At 42.0% G+C, this 17,539-nt stretch carries 19 protein-coding genes; 17 read left to right on the forward strand and 2 right to left on the reverse strand.

Features of this window, described 5'->3' with window-relative positions:
• Positions 1-212: 212 nt before the first annotated feature.
• Entirely contained in the window at positions 213-488 is a 276-nt protein-coding gene (locus BLW29_RS31440) for a hypothetical protein (RefSeq protein WP_177186633.1), read from the reverse strand.
• Positions 489-842: 354 nt separating this feature from the next.
• On the opposite strand from BLW29_RS31440, the gene BLW29_RS32120 reads away from it, so the two are divergent.
• The 16 genes from BLW29_RS32120 (at position 843) to BLW29_RS14930 (ending at position 14,704) form a co-directional block, all read left to right on the forward strand.
• A complete protein-coding gene (locus tag BLW29_RS32120; RefSeq protein WP_371264725.1) occupies positions 843-1,220 on the forward strand; it encodes a GNAT family N-acetyltransferase in 378 nt (125 codons plus the stop codon).
• A gap of 122 nt (positions 1,221-1,342) precedes the next feature.
• Positions 1,343-1,873 (forward strand): hypothetical protein, encoded by a 531-nt coding sequence (locus tag BLW29_RS14860; protein ID WP_090980830.1) that lies wholly within the window; start codon positions 1,343-1,345, stop codon positions 1,871-1,873.
• A 135-nt stretch (positions 1,874-2,008) separates the two neighbouring features.
• Entirely contained in the window at positions 2,009-2,989 is a 981-nt protein-coding gene (locus BLW29_RS14865; RefSeq protein WP_090980833.1) for a C45 family autoproteolytic acyltransferase/hydrolase, read from the forward strand.
• A 47-nt stretch (positions 2,990-3,036) separates the two neighbouring features.
• Complete coding sequence (locus tag BLW29_RS14870) at positions 3,037-3,468, forward strand: DUF1801 domain-containing protein (protein WP_090980835.1); 432 nt, start codon at positions 3,037-3,039, stop codon at positions 3,466-3,468.
• 118 nt (positions 3,469-3,586) lie between these two features.
• On the forward strand, positions 3,587-4,294 hold the full coding sequence (locus BLW29_RS14875) for a metal ABC transporter ATP-binding protein (RefSeq protein WP_090980837.1): 708 nt from the start codon (positions 3,587-3,589) through the stop codon (positions 4,292-4,294).
• Positions 4,240-5,121, forward strand: a complete 882-nt coding sequence (locus tag BLW29_RS14880; protein ID WP_090980839.1) for a metal ABC transporter permease — start codon at positions 4,240-4,242, stop codon at positions 5,119-5,121. The genes BLW29_RS14875 and BLW29_RS14880 overlap by 55 nt, the downstream gene beginning before the upstream one ends.
• A gap of 68 nt (positions 5,122-5,189) precedes the next feature.
• Positions 5,190-6,116 (forward strand): metal ABC transporter substrate-binding protein, encoded by a 927-nt coding sequence (locus BLW29_RS14885; protein WP_090980842.1) that lies wholly within the window; start codon positions 5,190-5,192, stop codon positions 6,114-6,116.
• Between the two features lie 86 nt (positions 6,117-6,202).
• Positions 6,203-7,399, forward strand: coding sequence for a GTP-binding protein (locus BLW29_RS14890; RefSeq protein ID WP_090980844.1), 1,197 nt, complete (start codon positions 6,203-6,205; stop codon positions 7,397-7,399).
• A gap of 164 nt (positions 7,400-7,563) precedes the next feature.
• Positions 7,564-8,358: a lipid II flippase Amj family protein gene (locus BLW29_RS14895; RefSeq protein WP_090980846.1), complete on the forward strand. Its 795-nt coding sequence runs from the start codon at positions 7,564-7,566 to the stop codon at positions 8,356-8,358.
• Between the two features lie 84 nt (positions 8,359-8,442).
• A complete protein-coding gene (locus tag BLW29_RS14900; RefSeq protein WP_090980848.1) occupies positions 8,443-8,892 on the forward strand; it encodes a hypothetical protein in 450 nt (149 codons plus the stop codon).
• A 268-nt stretch (positions 8,893-9,160) separates the two neighbouring features.
• Positions 9,161-9,748: a DJ-1/PfpI family protein gene (locus BLW29_RS14905; protein WP_090980850.1), complete on the forward strand. Its 588-nt coding sequence runs from the start codon at positions 9,161-9,163 to the stop codon at positions 9,746-9,748.
• Positions 9,749-9,995: 247 nt separating this feature from the next.
• Positions 9,996-10,562: a hypothetical protein gene (locus BLW29_RS14910; RefSeq protein WP_143044405.1), complete on the forward strand. Its 567-nt coding sequence runs from the start codon at positions 9,996-9,998 to the stop codon at positions 10,560-10,562.
• 109 nt (positions 10,563-10,671) lie between these two features.
• Complete coding sequence (locus BLW29_RS14915; RefSeq protein WP_090980855.1) at positions 10,672-11,112, forward strand: HEAT repeat domain-containing protein; 441 nt, start codon at positions 10,672-10,674, stop codon at positions 11,110-11,112.
• Positions 11,113-11,267: 155 nt separating this feature from the next.
• Positions 11,268-11,783 carry a CbrC family protein gene (locus tag BLW29_RS14920; protein ID WP_090980857.1) on the forward strand — a complete coding sequence of 172 codons (516 nt, stop codon included), beginning with the start codon at positions 11,268-11,270 and terminating at the stop codon, positions 11,781-11,783.
• A 218-nt stretch (positions 11,784-12,001) separates the two neighbouring features.
• On the forward strand, positions 12,002-12,472 hold the full coding sequence (locus tag BLW29_RS14925) for a VOC family protein (protein WP_090980860.1): 471 nt from the start codon (positions 12,002-12,004) through the stop codon (positions 12,470-12,472).
• A 636-nt stretch (positions 12,473-13,108) separates the two neighbouring features.
• Positions 13,109-14,704, forward strand: coding sequence for an ATP-binding protein (locus tag BLW29_RS14930; protein WP_090980862.1), 1,596 nt, complete (start codon positions 13,109-13,111; stop codon positions 14,702-14,704).
• Positions 14,705-14,820: 116 nt separating this feature from the next.
• Here the strand turns inward: BLW29_RS14930 and BLW29_RS14935 are convergent, their stop codons facing one another.
• Positions 14,821-16,083, reverse strand: coding sequence for a carboxylate--amine ligase (locus BLW29_RS14935; RefSeq protein WP_090980864.1), 1,263 nt, complete (start codon positions 16,081-16,083; stop codon positions 14,821-14,823).
• A 267-nt stretch (positions 16,084-16,350) separates the two neighbouring features.
• Between BLW29_RS14935 and BLW29_RS14940 the strand changes: the two genes are divergently transcribed.
• Positions 16,351-17,370, forward strand: coding sequence for a sialidase family protein (locus BLW29_RS14940; protein WP_218147107.1), 1,020 nt, complete (start codon positions 16,351-16,353; stop codon positions 17,368-17,370).
• The last annotated feature ends 169 nt before the right edge of the window (positions 17,371-17,539 follow it).

The following is a 17,539-nucleotide window of genomic DNA, read 5'->3' on the forward strand; positions in this document are numbered from 1 at the left end:
TATAATACATAATTCAAGGAGAGTCTAAATGTGGTCGATGAAATATCTAATCGATTTTCGATAAAGATTAATCAAGAAATAGGAGCAGTTTGCGATCCGCAGCTGCTCCATTTTCATTACACTAATTAGGCAGATTTACTGAATCCATACCACCTAATTCCATATGCAAAGGAACTATATTCCATTTGCCCTTGGATTCGACCTTTCTTCTTCTACTTGTAGGTTACTTGAGATATGATCTGTCCTTTCGCGTCCAAGGCAGTAACGATGTACCCATCCTCCTTGGACGGGAAGGCCGCGAACCAATACCTATTATAGTCTCCTCCATGGTAAATAGCTGCCACTTCACTGTCTTGCCCTTTTGCGGTAGAAACCTGGATTTGGGTGATGCCCGCATCCATTACTCTGCCGAAGAAAACGGGAATGTTCTTGAATTCATAAAACGCGCTGGAAAACGTATCGCTTTCGGCTGCTTGGCTAGCGGTCATACCACCATGACCCTTCAGTCTCCAAGAACCCGAAAAACCCGAAAAATTATTAGTTGGTATACTTCCGATGGGACCGAAGCGAATATTAACGGGATGGTTCACCCGGACTTTCGTCGACAAGGCGTGTTTAACGCTTTGCTGAAACGTGCGGTGTCCGAAATGGTAACACAGGGCTTCGAAACCTGTCGCTTTCGTATACCGTCGAATTCGAAGCCAGGTATAGACTACATTAAGCATATTGGCGCAAGCTATCGTACGTCAGAGTTCTCCATGAATCTAAATCAAATACATGCAAATATATCATGTCCTTCGGGCTTGACCTTACAATTAGCAGACGTTCAAGATTTTGAATTTATGGTTACATGTTCATCACTAGCTTTTGGCGATTCAGAGACATGGACTAGGAACTATTTTGCCCGCACTATGGAACCTGAACGAGTGACTTACATCGCTTTGGACAGCCTGTCGCCAGTTGGGATGGTCAGGGTCAATTGCTTGAACCAGGACACTGCCGTTATTCACGACTTATGTGTACTCCCATCACACCAGGGTAGAGGATACGGTCGTGAAATTCTTGCTGGGGTAGTTAAACTTTTACTAGAACAGAAGTTTTCTACAATTCGACTGGGAGTAGTGACTGAAAATAGACCTGCACTGAACCTCTATCATTCCGTAGGGTTTGAAATAACTGCAGAATCTAGTTACTATGTGATCTCTATCCAAGAGCTTTAAATTGTTCAATAAGGGCCATCCAGCAATGGATGGTCCTTTAACTAGTAAGAATTGGAGAACATAAAGTATCAGTTCCATACCATTTTCATGGTTATGTTTAGTTCAAGAGAGGGCGATTTTCAGTGTTGAAACGTCTTAAGTATAAATCACTGCTTGTTACATTAGTCAGCGCATTGATTATCATAGGTGTAATTAGCGTAAGCATCTGGTATTATCGTGCTGACCCGTTAGTTGACGATGGTGTAACCACCTATACAGACATAGACGGGAATTATCATGTTTATACAATTATGCTTATCAATAAAAGCAGAACGGATATCAATATTCAAAGCGTGACAGTCAATGGGAAAATGAAGCCGGACCTTGTACAACTTGGTATTAGTTATAATACCGGTCACCAGGTCCAATTCATGGGGGAAAAGACAGACCCTGCGACTACGTTTATGGATGTTCACAATCAATCCATTCGCCCTCAATTATCCTCGCAAAAGATTCGGACCATTATTGAGAACAAAGCTAACTCCAATCAGAAGACGCCTATCTATTATGGTATTGCCATTCGATTCGACCAACAACCCTTGGAAGAAGTAACGATACGTTATACATATTTAGGTTTGACCAAAGAAAAGCATATTACTAGATGGTTCGAATAATTTTTAACGCATCTTGGAGCAGTATGCCGGCGGCATCTGTTCCATTTTTGTTTTATAGCAAAGATGATCAAGAATAATCCATTATTTTGAGGTAAGGTGAATGCAAAAGGGAATTGACGAGAAGGAGTGTCGGAGATGAGCAGCTTAATGAAGAGCTATTGGTTCAGACGCTTGCCAGCTTTAAGACAGCATGCGGAAATTTGGAATTCTCACATCACGCATCATTGGAATCTCGATCTATTCTGTCCTCATCATCCGATTCAGACCCATGAGGCGGGGCAGATGCTCGCACAGTATATGCCTGAGTTGCTGCCTGACTATAAAGCTCTGCTATCCGTCTTTCCGAACCGTCCGGGTCAGGCTCAAATGCTCGCCTTGTACAATCTACCGCCCTTCTTCTCGGGTTGCAGCAACTCCATATCGCTTCGACTGGATCATCCGACGTTGATTCGCAATTACGATTTTGGAATCAATGAGTTCAGTGGTGTCATCCGTCATGAACCGCTCCCTGAAGGAGGATGGATCATCGGTTCCGCCGAATACGGCTGGGGTTACCTAGACGGATTAAACCATCATGGTCTTGCTGCAGCTATCACCTTCGGCGGAAGTTTTACGGTGGGCGACGGTTTCAGCATTCCTCTAATCGTCCGATATGTCCTGGCAACTGCGGCCACAGTCTCGGAAGCCGTCAAGCGGCTCCGCTCCATACCGCATCGCCTTGCTCAGAATATCTCCCTTCTTGACCTCGAGGGAGATTACGCCGTCGTATATGCCTCACCGGAAGGAGTGACCGTGGAACACGGCCTTATCTGCTGCACGAACCATCAACAAGAGAGACCGGAATCCGGGCAAGGAGAGAACTGTACGTTGGAAAGGTTTGACCATCTTTTTCAAATGGCGGGAAACATTTCTGCTGCGGACTTCTTGCAAGAACCTTTGTATAACAGGCAGTATTCAGATTCTTTCGGTACGCTGTACACGGTCGAGATCGATCCCTTATCCAAGTCCGTTCACTATCACTGGCCGGAAGGCCGACAGTTAACAGTCACGTCCGAATCACCTGAGGCGGAACTGATCATCCCATTATCCATCGTGCAGGATAGTGGAACGAAGTAACAAATATAATACATGAAGTAATTATTTTAAAGAGAGGTGTACTTTATATGAACACTCAAGAACTAATAGAAGAGTATATTTCTAGCCAACCTGAGCCCAAACGTAGCGATATGCAAGCGTTACACCGCATCATTCTGCAAGTAATGCCAGCATGTAAATTGTGGTTCTTGGATGGCAAAAACAATGAAAACAAGACGGTCTCAAATCCCAATATTGGATATGGAATGCACACCATAAAATATGCGGATGGAAAAACCAGAGAATTTTATCAAATTGGTATCAGTGCCAACAAAACCGGAATCTCTGTCTATATCCTTGGGATTGAAGATAAGAATTATTTAAAGCTTACGTATGGGGGAAATCTCGGCAAGGCGAGTGTTAGCGGATATTGTATAAAGTTCAAAACGTTAAAAGATATAAACATTCCTATACTTGAAGAGGCTATACGATTTGGGGTTGACGCCCAGTCCATAATCTGATATCGTTCTTAATTGTAATAATTACGTTCAACTACGATGTGATGTGGTTGAATATTTTTTAATGTTTAATCGTAATTATTACACACAACGCGATTCTACAAGAAAGGGCGGGAACGATATGCAGCTGATTTTGCTTCAAGATGTCATGTTTGGATACAACGAAGTGCCTTGTTTGGAAGAAGCTTCTATGGAAATCCGTGCTGGCGAATTCGTAGCAGTCACCGGTCCGAATGGCGCGGCGAAATCGACACTCCTCAAGCTGGCTTTGGGTTTGCTCCAACCCTGGAAGGGAGAGGTTACGCTTGCCCCGTTTAATGGTGAAGGTAACAAACGAGTCATCGCATATGTTCCGCAGCAGATATCCGCTTTTAATGGCGGTTTTCCCAGCAGTGTTCAAGAGTTTGTCCGATCCGGACGATTTAGCCGCGGGAAATGGTGGAGCAGGATGAAGGCTGAAGATATTGAAGTTGCCGATCAATGGCTTAAACAAATGGACATGTGGGAATATCGCCATCGGAAGATCGGTGAGTTGTCCGGTGGACAAAAGCAGCGAATATGTATAGCCAGAGCTTTGGCCATGTCGCCGGATTTATTCGTGCTGGATGAACCGACAACTGGAATGGATAAAGAGAGCAGAAGCCAATTCTATCGAATATTGAGAGAGCAAGTCAGGGAAAAAGGCAGAACGGTACTCCTGGTTACACATCACTTGTTCGAGATTGAACATGAACTAGATCGGATCATTACCTTGGAGAGAAAGGAGGAGGGCGCTTGGAAATGCTGCACTACGACTTCATGCAGCGGGCATTTTGTGCCGGCGGGTTAATCGCATTGGTGGCTTCAGCTCTAGGCGTCTATTTATTGCTCAGACGACAAGCATTGATGGCGGATATGCTGTCGCATGTGTCACTTTCCGGTGTAGCTGGTGGTGCGTATTTACATATCAATCCGACTGCTGCTGGATTTGTCATAGCGGTCATAGGCGCGATTGTCGTTGAATATGTCCGAAGAGCCTACAAAACGTATAGTGAAATATCCATCGCCATTATCATGGTGGGGGGGTTATCGGCTTCCGTGATCTTAATGAGTATGAATCAATCGATTCATAAAAGCTTCTCCTCGTATTTGTTCGGCTCAGTTGTGGCGGTCTCTCGTACCGATTTGATTCTCATGCTAGCTGTAGCTGTGATTGGGATCTTCTTTTTTTATTTTCTACGAAAACCGCTTTATGTATTGGCATTTGACGAAGATACAGCGAAAACAAGCGGCATGCCGGTTTCGTGGATTTCACTAGGTTTTAGTATCTTGACAGGGATGATTGTGGCTGCCGCAATGCCGATTGTAGGCGTACTGCTTGTGTCTTCATTGATTGTTTTACCCGCCTCATTGGCCATCAGACTATCATCCAACTTTACCGCAGCGCTTCTCATTTCCGTGGGCATTGGATTGACTGGCGTGTTTATGGGACTATCGGCTTCTTATGAACTGAGCACACCTCCAGGAGGTACAATTGCTTTCATTCTGCTTCTGTTTCTTATTAGTGGCTTATCGTTTAAAAAAATGATTACTCTCTTGCGTGCGAGAATGCAATTGCATGATCGACCAACGAAACTCCCGATAAGTCGCAGTATGAGTGCTGGTGCTGAGGAGTGATCTGAAACTGTGTTTTACAGCAAGAAGAGATTTCATCATCCATCCCAATTATGGAGGTCGTATTTAACATGAAACGTTGGTTAAAAGCATCACTAGTTGTAGGTACAGGACTTGCATTAGTCCTCTCCGGTTGCTCAGCGAACAAGGAAGAGGCTGCTGAGGGAAAATTAAAGGTCGTTACGACGTTTTATCCGATGTATGAATTCAGCAAGCAAGTAGCCGGAGATCACGCAGATGTTATCGCGTTAATACCTTCCGGCGTAGAGCCTCACGATTGGGAACCGAGCGCAAAAGATATGGCTGTACTGAAGGAGGCAGATGTATTCGTCTATAACGGCATTGTAGAAGGTTGGGCGGAGGATGCGATTGCCAGCGCCTCTAACGAGAAACGCATTGTCGTGGAAGCTACCGATGGAATAGCGTTAGTCGAGGGAAATGAGGAGGACGAGCACGGTCACGAAGAAGAGGAACACGGATTAGATCCTCACGTATGGCTCAGCCCAGTGTTAGCCCAGCATGAGGTTTCCGCGATTGAAGCGGCATTAGTGAAAGCAGATCCCGCTCATGAGGATGATTACAAGCAAAACGCACAAGCATATATCGATAAACTAAAGGATCTTGACCAGGCATATAAAGATGGATTGAAGAATACGAAGAGCAAAGATTTTATAACTCAGCATGCTGCTTTCGGTTATTTAGCTCAGGAGTACGGATTGAGGCAAATTCCGATAGCAGGTTTATCCCCAGAACAGGAGCCTTCGCCAGAGGAGATGGCTGAAGTTGTCGAGTTCGCCAAGAAGCATCAAGTAAATACGATTTTTTTCGAAACGCTGGTTCAACCGAAAGTCGCCGAAGTTGTCGCGAACGAAATCGGTGCGAAAACGGATGTACTCAATCCGCTTGAAGGATTGACGGACGATGATCTTAATCATAATCGAGACTACATCAGCGTCATGCAGATAAACCTTGAAGCGTTGAAGAGAGCACTCAATTAATCAAATGTAAGTAGTAGTACAAAGCCGGAACAAGACCGGTTATTAATTTCTCTGCTAATCGTAAAATTTACACATGAGGTGATGGGATGAAATCCGAAAAAATACCTGTAACCGTACTTAGTGGTTACTTAGGCGCAGGGAAGACAACAGTACTTAACCATGTACTGAATAATCGTGAAGGCTTGAAGGTAGCTGTTATCGTGAACGATCTAAGCGAGGTCAATATTGATGCAGCGCTTGTAAAGGATGGGGGAGGATTATCCAGAACCGAAGAAAAGCTAGTTGAAATGTCTAATGGCTGCATCTGTTGTACCCTTCGGGAAGATTTACTTCGCGAGGTCGAGCGACTCGCTCAGGACGGACGATTTGATTACATCCTAATTGAGTCGACTGGTGTCGGTGAACCGATTCCTGTAGCACAAACCTTCACGTATATCGATGAAGAACACGGAATTGATTTAACGCAGAATTGCCGCCTCGATTGCATGGTGACGGTTGTTGATGCATATCGATTCTGGTATGACTTTTCCTCTGGAGAATCTTTGCTTGAACGTAACGAAGCTGTAGGCGAGGACGATACACGCGATGTCGTTAATTTGCTTATCGATCAGATTGAATTTTGTGATGTGCTCTTGCTTAACAAATGCGACATGATTGATCAAAGTGAACTTGCGCAGTTAGAAGCGGTCCTTAGGAAATTGCAGCCTCGTGCGAAGTTAATCAAGATCGTGAACGGACAAGTCGCTCCGGCGGAAATCTTAAATACCGGATTGTTTAACTTTGACGAAGCGAGTCAATCCGCCGGTTGGTTGAAGGAAATGGAGAAGTCCGTTCATAAGCCTGAAACAGAAGAATACGGGATTTCTTCGGTTGTCTACGAAAGGAGCAAACCTTTTCACCCAGGGCGCTTAATGAAATGGCTGCAGAATTGGCCTGAAGAAATCGTCCGTGCTAAAGGGATCATGTGGATTGCCACTCGTAACGAGATAGGCCAAAGCATTAGTCAAGCTGGCCCTTCCATTCAATTCGGTCCGTCGGGTTACTGGGTTGCCGCATTACCGCCTGAAGAACAAGACTATTACATGCAAGAAGACCCATCATTAAGAAGCAGCTGGTCAGAGGAGTTCGGTGATCGCATCAACAAAGTCGTGTTCATTGGAATCGAGATGGACCGAGTGAAGCTAACTACTACTCTAGATGATTGCCTTCTAACCGACTCCGAAATGAAGCGTGATTGGAACTCGTTTGAAGACACGTTGCCTAATGCGATAGAAGCTAGTTAATCCAGTACAATAACGGGATCAATGCATCTCGACAGCAGCCTTTAAGTTAATCGGCTGCTGTTTTTCATTTAGGTAACGGGGCAGGATAGTCGAATAGAAGTATCTGGGATAAATTTCCTCGATGTGGTATGATTTTCTTTATTCTGTTATGAGAGGAAACCCCCATGTTCCAGCAGATTCTTATCGTATCGCTATGTACGTTCATCATTCATTTTTCAGAAACATTAACTTATTCATTACGTCTGGCAGGTGTACGCTTAGGCAGATTAGCTGTTGCGATTTCTTTGACCGGAATTATCTTGTTACTTTCAAGAACTGCCAATATGCTTCAAGCACCTCTTATGGGGAAAATTGTTGATATTTCTAAGTTCTCTTCCGATGACTTAGTACTACAATTTCGGATGGTTATTTCATCTGCCTCTTTGGGAACTTTTGTAGCGATATTATTGTTTCCATCAGCGGTATTTCTTTCTAAGAGAATCATTGCTCAATTAGAAGTCACTGGCTCACTCCCCCAGCTGTTTATTACCTCCGTTTCCTTCCGGAAAATGAAGAATGCCCGTTTTCACCTACGGGTTCCAAGGATGGAAATGCTATCTCGTCTACGAATAGGTGGCATTCCTAAGAGACTATTTTTCTTGAATATACTCGTTACAGCCATTTACACAGTAGGTGTATTAGCAGCATTACTCGCCTCAACTTATAATAGTGGTTCTTCTATTGCAGCATCACAATCTTCAGGACTAATTAATGGTATGGCAACCATTCTTCTAACGATACTAATCGACCCTCAAGTTGGACTGCTTACAGATAAAGTACTAAAAGGTGAGAAAGAAATTACTGCTTTGAACAAAGTCTTTGGGCTGTTGATGATTTCACGGTTGTTAGGAACAATTGTGGCACAACTAATTTTGGTGCCAGCGGCACATTGGATTAATGTGTTGGTTCAGTATATTTGAGTTCCCGAAGAAGAGATTAAACGGCTACGAAATGATATTTCCAAACGGTACTTAAGACACTTTGATGAGATGAAGGGATCAAAAATGAGAGATGATATATTAAACAAATATTTCTATCAAGATGGAAGCCTTCGAGATATTTACATACTACAAACCCATTATTCTGATTGGGATTTGATATTGGACTATTTCAAATCCCACCTTTATGTAGAAGTATTTATTTTTAGAGATGGAGAAGAAATACTCGAGAGACATAGTATTAAAGAGTTATTAATTCTTAAAAAAGAATTTTCAATCTCCATTAATATCGTATATAAAGGTATTTCTATTTCCGGCTATTTCTATGAGGATGACAATATTGAATTTGACATAACTCCTAAAGAAATTATAAGTCTTGAAGAAGTAAATACAGTAATTCAGTTTATGAAAGAGATTGCTAAGTTCACTAACAAAGAAGTTATTCTAACACCAGAAATGGAGATGAATGAAGTATACATAAGAGCACTTCCGACAGGTGAAATAATATTTTTGTAAGTAACTCAGTAGCAATTTACATAACAAACACCGCGTATTCACACTGTGGTCATTCGTTAATATCCTATTGCTTAATTGCACTAACGAGGAACGATAGTTCAGCGCATCAAGGAGCAGTTTGTCGTTTACGGCAGCTGCTCCTTTGATTTATTAAGAAGAACGGGCTAAATAGTATAGCTTTAAAGTGCATTAGAAAACACTAGAAGTCCATGGCTAGGATCTTCTACAACTGATAGACTCTAAAGAAAAACCATAGAGGTGATTACTTATGAAAAACATAGCTATATTACTATTTGACGACATCACTTTACTTGATTTTGCAGGTCCTTTTGAAGTTTTTAGTGAAGCTAACCGAATGAATGATATCAATATATTTACTGTGGCAGAAGTATTAAAACCTATAACTAGTAATGGCAACCTAAGCATTAATCCTCACTACTGTTTCTCTAACTGTCCAAAGCTCGACATATTGCTAATACCCGGTGGGATAGGAACAAGGAGAGAGATGGACAATTATCGTTTATTAGAGTGGATCAAGGGTATGCATAATGAAGTTGAACAGCTTTTATCGGTATGTTCTGGCGCATTATTATTAGCTAAAGCCGATCTCCTTGAGGGGCTTAAGGTAACGACACATCATAACGTATTTGACTTGTTAGAGGATTTTGTACCATCATCAACAATAGTGGAAAGAAACAAGCGATATATTGATAATGGGAAAATTATAATGTCCGCTGGAGTAAGTGCAGGAATTGACATGTCTTTATATATAGTTGAGAAGATCTTTGGTAGGGAAAGGGCACTAGTAACGGCAAGCGGAATGGAATACGATTGGAATGAAATAATAGTTAATTAGGTAATATTGAGTTCTACACAAACGGTAACGATAGCACATGACAGCAGGCTGCCGAAGAAAAGCTTCCGTCTTGGTAATAGTATCGTTCAATTATCTTGTTAGTGTCCATGATTTCAACCTCCTCAAATTGAACCGGCAGTCCTTGCTGTGTCAACGAGGCAGTAGAGATCAATCTTTACACCTTCTGGGGAAAACTGTTATTGTAAAGTAACTATTACCAATCAACGAAGGTGTAGACACTTTGATCTTGAGTCGAAATGAACTTAGAGTTAATTCAGTCGATATAAAGATCATACATCTACATCAACAAGATATTGGGGTGTTTGTGAAAGAAGAGATGGGGTCCCTTGTTCTAATTGACGCAAAAGATTCACCCGAGATGTTTTTACTTTCAACTCTTTTCAAATATTGTCATGACACCGATGATGTGATTTATCTTCAACGGGAAAGTACTGAGAATGCTGATCTTTTTATTTTCAATGGTGCGGTCACTCCCCTAAATCGAAAGTATGTTAAGGAAATAAAATCGACTCTAAAATGCTCCACCTTAAAAGAGAGAATTGACCTAACTATAGTAAGTAGCGAAAATGAAGCTTTTTGGGATAAATGGGGAAGTTGGAAGTATGAGAAACAGTTAAGGATAGTTACTAGTAAAGATGTGGTCCTCCTGAATAGCTCGAGATTAGGACTTGAATTGCTAACCCATTCTTGCGCACACCTAGCATCGTCGTTTGCTGGGCATAATCATTTTGACTGGTACTCGACTTCAAACTCACCTGAATTAATAATTCGTAATATCGCACGAAATGATTAAGCTAACGGATACAATAGCACAACGACTGAAGGAGCAGATTGCCGCGGCAGCTGCTCTTTTGTTTTATTAAACTACCAGGCAGATGGAGTTAAGTAAAGGGAGTGAACTGGTGAATAATTATTTCAAAAATCTTACTTCAGAAATCAACTCGTTTAAGAATTGGGAAGATAAATTAACTGACAAGAGTAAAGAATGGGAAACGGAATATCTTCATTGGGATAGAATTTATCTCGCTGTAAATAAAGTATTACGGTATGTCCCCCTTAATGAGTGGGAGATAGTAGATGATGAATTGTTACTTTATGCATTGGCAAGAGACAATGAAGTCGAAAATGTACTACAGTTACTTATTGAATACCCAGAGGCGTTAAAGCGCTTGGCATACAGAGCCTTCTCATATGAGGATTACGAAGCGCGATGGCAAGTAGCGTTTGGACTTGGGGAAATTGAGAACAAGTGCGATGAAGTGCAAGAACTCTTAACTAAATTTTTGCAAGATGAAAATGAATACGTTCGAAGAAGGGCGACTTTTGCAATAGAAAAAGGATAATTGAATGGCCCTGGCAACATGAATTTCTTGCACGATTGAACGGGCAGTATAGCGTAACAGCTAATGTGTCGGTGCAGGATAGCGCAATCACTTCGTCGAAAAAGAAGTTAGGTGAAATTCAGGAAGAGCTAACAAATTACAAAGGGACTGATTAAATGAAATTACTACCAATTTTTAAATATCATCCGAATCCTATTGTAACGGGAATGATTATTGAGAGTAATGCAATTTGTCCTGTTTGTGAAGAACAAACTGACCATGTGTATGTAGGACCATTTTTCTCTATAGATGAGGTTGAAGACATTTGCCCCTGGTGTATTGAGAATGGACAAGCTGCGAGTAAGTTTAATGGAGAGTTTCAAGATTCTGCATCATGTGAAGAGATTTCAAATAAAGAGAAATTGGACGAATTAGTTCACAGGACTCCAGGTTATTCAGGCTGGCAACAGGAATATTGGTTATATCATTGTGATGATTATTGTACGTTCGTCGACTATGTGGGCTGGAAGGAAATTAAAGGAATTGCCCATGAGTTAACTGAGGATTTTAATAGATATGGATACAGTGAAGAAGAAATAAAAGATTATTTAAAGAAAGATGGGAGTCTTCAAGGATATCTCTTTCAATGTATTACTTGTAAGAAGCATAGGCTTCATATTGATTGTGATTAAGACGTCATATTCAGTTTTCGGTCGTCTGAGAGGTATTTCAATTAAAGCTAAAGGAACTCAACTCCATAGCACGTTAGCGGAATAGGCAGTTTAGCTTATATAGGCTACCTTTGTTAAACTAACTGGTAGTTATCTGGAAATGAAAGTGTTTACAAAAACAGTAATTTACTTTATTCTATCGTTAAATTGTATGGAAAATATTATGAGGAGGAAATGGGTTGAGCCAAAACCAATTGGAAGAAATCAACGGCGAGAAAAAACAGCAAGACATTACCGGGATGACCTGCATCTATGTGCCTGTAAACGACGTCTATGCATCCGTTCACTGGTATGAGAAAAATTTGGGCTGCCAGCCTGCAAAAAATCATAAGGTAGAGCCGGGAATGACGATGTCGATCCTACGTTTTCTCGACGAGGACGGCAAACCTCAAGACGCCGCAACAGGCTCGATTCCCGCGCTGTTTCTCATCCAATCGGGAGAGGAAGGAGGCAGGCTGGGTTTCACAGGCACTTGGGAAGGTAACCCTCGCAATGCGGTTGGCTGCTTCGTTACGCCTCGAATTCAAGAGATGTTCGAGCGCTTCAAAGCGAACGGTGTACGATTAGAAGGTGAAATTCGGCAAACTTGCGGGCCGAACCTACAATTCTATGATCCGGACGGGAACATGTGGGAGATTTGGCAACCCTGAGAACAGGTAATGATTGAAAGAATAAGTTTATTGAACTAATTAGATGATATTGAGCTTTACACAAACGGTAACGATAGCACAATAAAGAACAGGCCACCTATTGTTGACGGCCTGTGAGCTATAGGTAACTTATTTAGGGTGACTTGAACCATAAAAAAACAGGCAGGTTGATTTTGAATAATTCTCATGATTTGTTGATGTGACTTTATCATCATCATGTGACTTAATAATAATGTCTTTATCCAACAACTCTCCTTGCTGCCATACGTCAATAGGTCGTGTGAAAATCCTCATTCTTTCGAAATCCGCATGAGTAATAATTGGTCGAAGTTTAGGCATAAATCCTCCAAAGATGTTTTATTCAATTTACATTATTCTGGTAGCTAACTCAACTGCATCATGATGGCTTGAAGGCAACCAATCGACTATCGATCGGTTGCCTTCTGTCGTCGAAGGAGCACATGAGCGAGGTGAAATTAATGTAATTTAGATTTTGAAACAGTCAATCACCTAACTAATGGTTAACATCATTTTAATGGGCTATAATTGAGGCTAGCATCTTACGTCAATAGAAGCGTCATAGTATAGGGAATTGGATTAAATGGCTTACACATTATTTTTCGGTTGGTGACTCTAATGATAACGGAACTAAGAAACACCTATATTCATAATTCGCATCAAATATGTTTCGAAAAAAATTTAAATCCAAATGATTTGCCGTCCCCTAAAGACAAATTGCCGGAAAGTGTGTTGGAGCAAAAGAAGAGAAGTCTTGATTATACCATTTCCGTAGCAAGAAAGTTTATGACGAGGTTAATATCTGATTTGGATGGGACAGCCGTTTTGATCTGTATCACGGATCATGAAGGGTATATTTTGGAATTGTACGGGGATGAAATGATGAAGTGGCAAATTGAATCATTAGGTTTATCCACCGGAATCAGATTAGAGGAAGAGAAAGTAGGCACGAATAGTATTGAAATGGCCTTAAGATTGGGACAATCAGCCCAACTTATCGGGTCAGACCATTTCTTCCGTTGTTTGCATGAAAGTGCTTGTTTCTCCGTGCCATTCCTTGATTCAGGCAAGATAAGCGGGACCATTACGATGATGATGGCTGCCAGTCATGTAAGTCCATACCATCTAGGATTGCTCCAGTCTGCAGTAGATTCTATTGAACGAGAGGTCATAACCAAGAAGCAGAATAAGAAATTGCTAGTCTTGAATCAAGTGCTAATGGAAAACAGTCGAAACGGCGTCATTATGACCAATGAGGACGGCAAAATAGTTGAAATCAATCCTTATGCCCAAAAAGTATTGGCTAGTCAAAATGATGAACTATGCAATCGTCAAATTGCAGAGGTAGCCATTATAGGAGAATTCATGGAAAATGTGTTGAGAGGCAGTGAAAAGTATGAAGATATCGAAATATCGATATCGAATAAAAATTTTCTATTTGACTCCTTCCCCATCTACGATGAATCCAATCAAATAATCGGTGCCTTTGGCCAGTTTAGAGATATTACAGACAGACTAGTCTTAGAAAGACAACTCATGCTAAGCGAGAAATTGTCAGCTATCGGCAAAATCGGCGCAGGACTTGCGCATGAGATCAGAAATCCGCTTACGTCAATCATAGGTTTATTAGCGCTCCTTAAACAAAATTTCAAAACAGCTGACCACAAGCAAAAAGACTATTTTAGAATTATCTTTAGTGAATTAGAAAGAATCAAAAATCTTGTTCAGCAATTCGTAATGATGGCGAAACCTGATCAAAAAGAAATTTTAAAAACTAGTGTAAGCCTACATGCACTTATTGAAGATACTTTGGCTTTAATGGAAAGTGACTTCTATAGTAAAAACATAAAGATTCAGTATCGACCATTTTATAAAGATGAGATTCACATCGATAAGGACAAAATCAAACAGGTCATTCTAAATATGTTGCAAAATTCCTACGATGCCGTCGACTTTGATGGGAACATATCCGTTGTGATCCAACAGAGCCAATTGGATAATGGGATTGAAATTGTAATCAGAGACGATGGATATGGAATGGATAAAGATACGCTGGAGAAGCTATCTACTCCTTTTCATTCAACGAAAAAATACGGATTAGGTCTAGGCTTATCGATGAGCTATAGTATTATCGAGTGGCATGGAGGAAGAATAAAAGTAGAAAGTGAGCATGGAAAAGGGACAACCTTTATCATTTGGCTGCCGCAAACTTAATATACACACTACCCAGTACCATCAATAGTCATTTCGGTAAGTTCATAAAGGTAACGGGACAATAGACAAAACAGACAACAGGCTGCCGACCGGCAGCCTGTTCGCCTTTATTTAATTCATTCGCCTTGCAAATTTGCGAACGAGGCGTGTTCTTTATCGAAATAATAGCGTCGATAGTTGCGAACGTGTCCGAAGAAATAGCGCGAGACGCTGATAAATCGCTTCATATTCATATCCTTGTTGTACCAAATCGAACGGATTACATTCTTTTGTTTATAATGCTGCTCGATCTCAGCCGATAACGCCGGATCGGTGATGTAACGCTTTAATACCATCTTCGGCACATTCGTCCATAGCGCAGAAGTTTGTCCGTACACGCAATCGGTTTCTTTGCCGTAAACGACTTGGTCCACGAGCGCTGCAATCATGTTCAGACCTGCTGCCCGGACAAACAAACTGCTTCTACCCAATCTCGGGTTGATTTCGAACATCATGTATTTGCCCGTCCTGCTGTCGAACTTCATGTCGATATTGGAATAACCGACATAACCGATGTTTTCCAAGAACTCCTTGACCTTTGCATAAATATCCTGATCGAAGCGGCTAATGATAGCGGCGTAGTTACCGAGTGTCTTGGGTGCATACTCTTCGAGTACGGGCTGGCCGAGACACATCATTTTAACGTTTCCATGATCGTCGGAGTAGCTGTTGATTACACGCATGGCACTGTCGCCGCCCGGGATAAATTCTTGGATAATCAATTTCCCGTTATAATCGGAGCTGTTCATATTGCGTACCATGGTCAAATAGTCTTCTGGCTTGTCAAAAAAGAAGACCTTCTTCTTACCTTCAAAGTGACAATGAAGGTATTCATAAGCATTGCTATTCTCGGGCTTTACTACGATCGGAAATTGGAAATCCATGCGCTCTAACGCGATTTCACGCTCATTCGGTTCGCAAACGACCGTCTTAGGGTAGTCTAAACCGAATCGTTCGCACAAGGCGTAGAACTTGTCTTTGGTATCGAGCGTTTCCAGCAGCTTGTCCGATAAGAAGTGATTCGCTATCAGACCTTTGAACTTGTCATAATGTCGCGATAACATCCCCGCATAATAATCCGAACAAGGAATAACGATCAATTTCTTATTTGGTTCAGCATGCTTCTCCAAGATGGACAACAAAGCGTTAGGGAATACGTCCTCTTGGTCGAAGCGATCTATTTGGACAAGTTCGAACAAATGGCTGTGCATGGTTGGAATCAACAGCCGCGTACAGAGTAGGAGCGGTTTAACCTTGTAGGTTTCGTGGATCAGTCTGACATTACCGTAGGCGTTCTCATCGCTGCCAAGTATGATGGGTAGAAAATTGGGTGTATTCATAAGTTCTCCTCGTTTATCAAATTCTTGGTTCATTGTTCTTATTATAGCTTAATTAGTCTTTGTGTTTCGAGAAGCTCTACTATCTAATTTTGCAGGAATTTGTTGGAACAAAGTAGAAGCTAGGTACTTAACAACTCAACGCTGAAGGATTTCGAAGGAACCGAGATTCTGTTGGATTCCAATAATGGTGCGGCACAAGCTCCCCCGCCTGCTTATTTCCCGAGATTAAAGAAGCGCAATATAACTACGATGGAGTGTGACTAGAACGTGGAGAAACTGAAGCTGATAAGTACCGAGAAAGAATATATTTTTGAAGAAGGGCAGCCTTTTCAAAGCAGCCATGCCTCGACGGTTGCAGTACTGCCCAATGGTAATGTGGTTGTGGCATGGTTTGCCGGCATGCACGAGAAATCCAGCGATGTGGCCATTTGGATGTCCACGCGTACCGGAGGGACCTGGTCAGTTCCGTATAAGGCGGCTGACGAGGAGGGGATTGCCCATTGGAACCCTGTATTATTTGTTCAGGGAGACACCTTAGTATTGTTCTATAAAGTCGGCCATGAAATCACGGATTGGTATACGCGAGTCACCTATTCTGAAGATGACGGGCGAACTTGGACAGAGCCGCGCGAATTAGTTCCAGGGGATGTTGGGGGACGTGGTCCTGTGAGGAATAAACCGATTGCATTGAAGGATGGCACGATATTGGCCCCGTCATCGATAGAGCGGCACGATCCTTCTGCTGCAGGAAAACAGATCTGGGAAGCATTTGTTGATATCTCGCGTGACAATGGGCTAACGTGGACGATGAGCGAGCTTGTGCCTATGAATATAGGTGAATATGTAGGCACGGATCATTGGTTCGCCAAAGGACTCATTCAGCCAACCTTGTGGTCTTCAGGAGGAGAACGCGTACATATGCTTCTTCGCAGCACGGAAGGCGTGATTTACCGCAGCGACTCGCGTGATAATGGACAGACTTGGTGCCAAGCCTATCCCACTTCGCTGCCGAATAACAACAGCGGAATAGATGTGACCTTAATGGACAATGGCAAGTTAGCGCTTATTTTTAATCCGGTTGCGGGATATGCAACGGATAGCCCTCGTACACCGCTAGTGGTTCGATTTTCGAGCGATAACGGTCTTACTTGGGGCGACGAGATAGTGTTGGAGAACGAACCGGGTGAATACTCCTATCCGGCAATCGTTTCCCAAGATAATCAACTGTACCTTACCTATACATGGAAACGGGATAGGATCGCATTTTGGAAAATAACGCTCACCTGATATTATCCTGCATGTAATGTCAGGCGACATGGTATAGGGTCGAGGGATAGAATGGCAAATTAGAAAAATGGGTACGTTAGTACAAAGAGTAAAGCAAGCAAGGGCCGTGGAAAGTATCCACAGCCCTTTTTCGTGAGAAATGATATTATAACGATTTAAATAAAAGCGG

The sequence above is a fragment of the Paenibacillus sp. CF384 genome (assembly GCF_900106745.1).
Classification (GTDB): Bacteria; Bacillota; Bacilli; order Paenibacillales; family Paenibacillaceae; genus Paenibacillus_Z.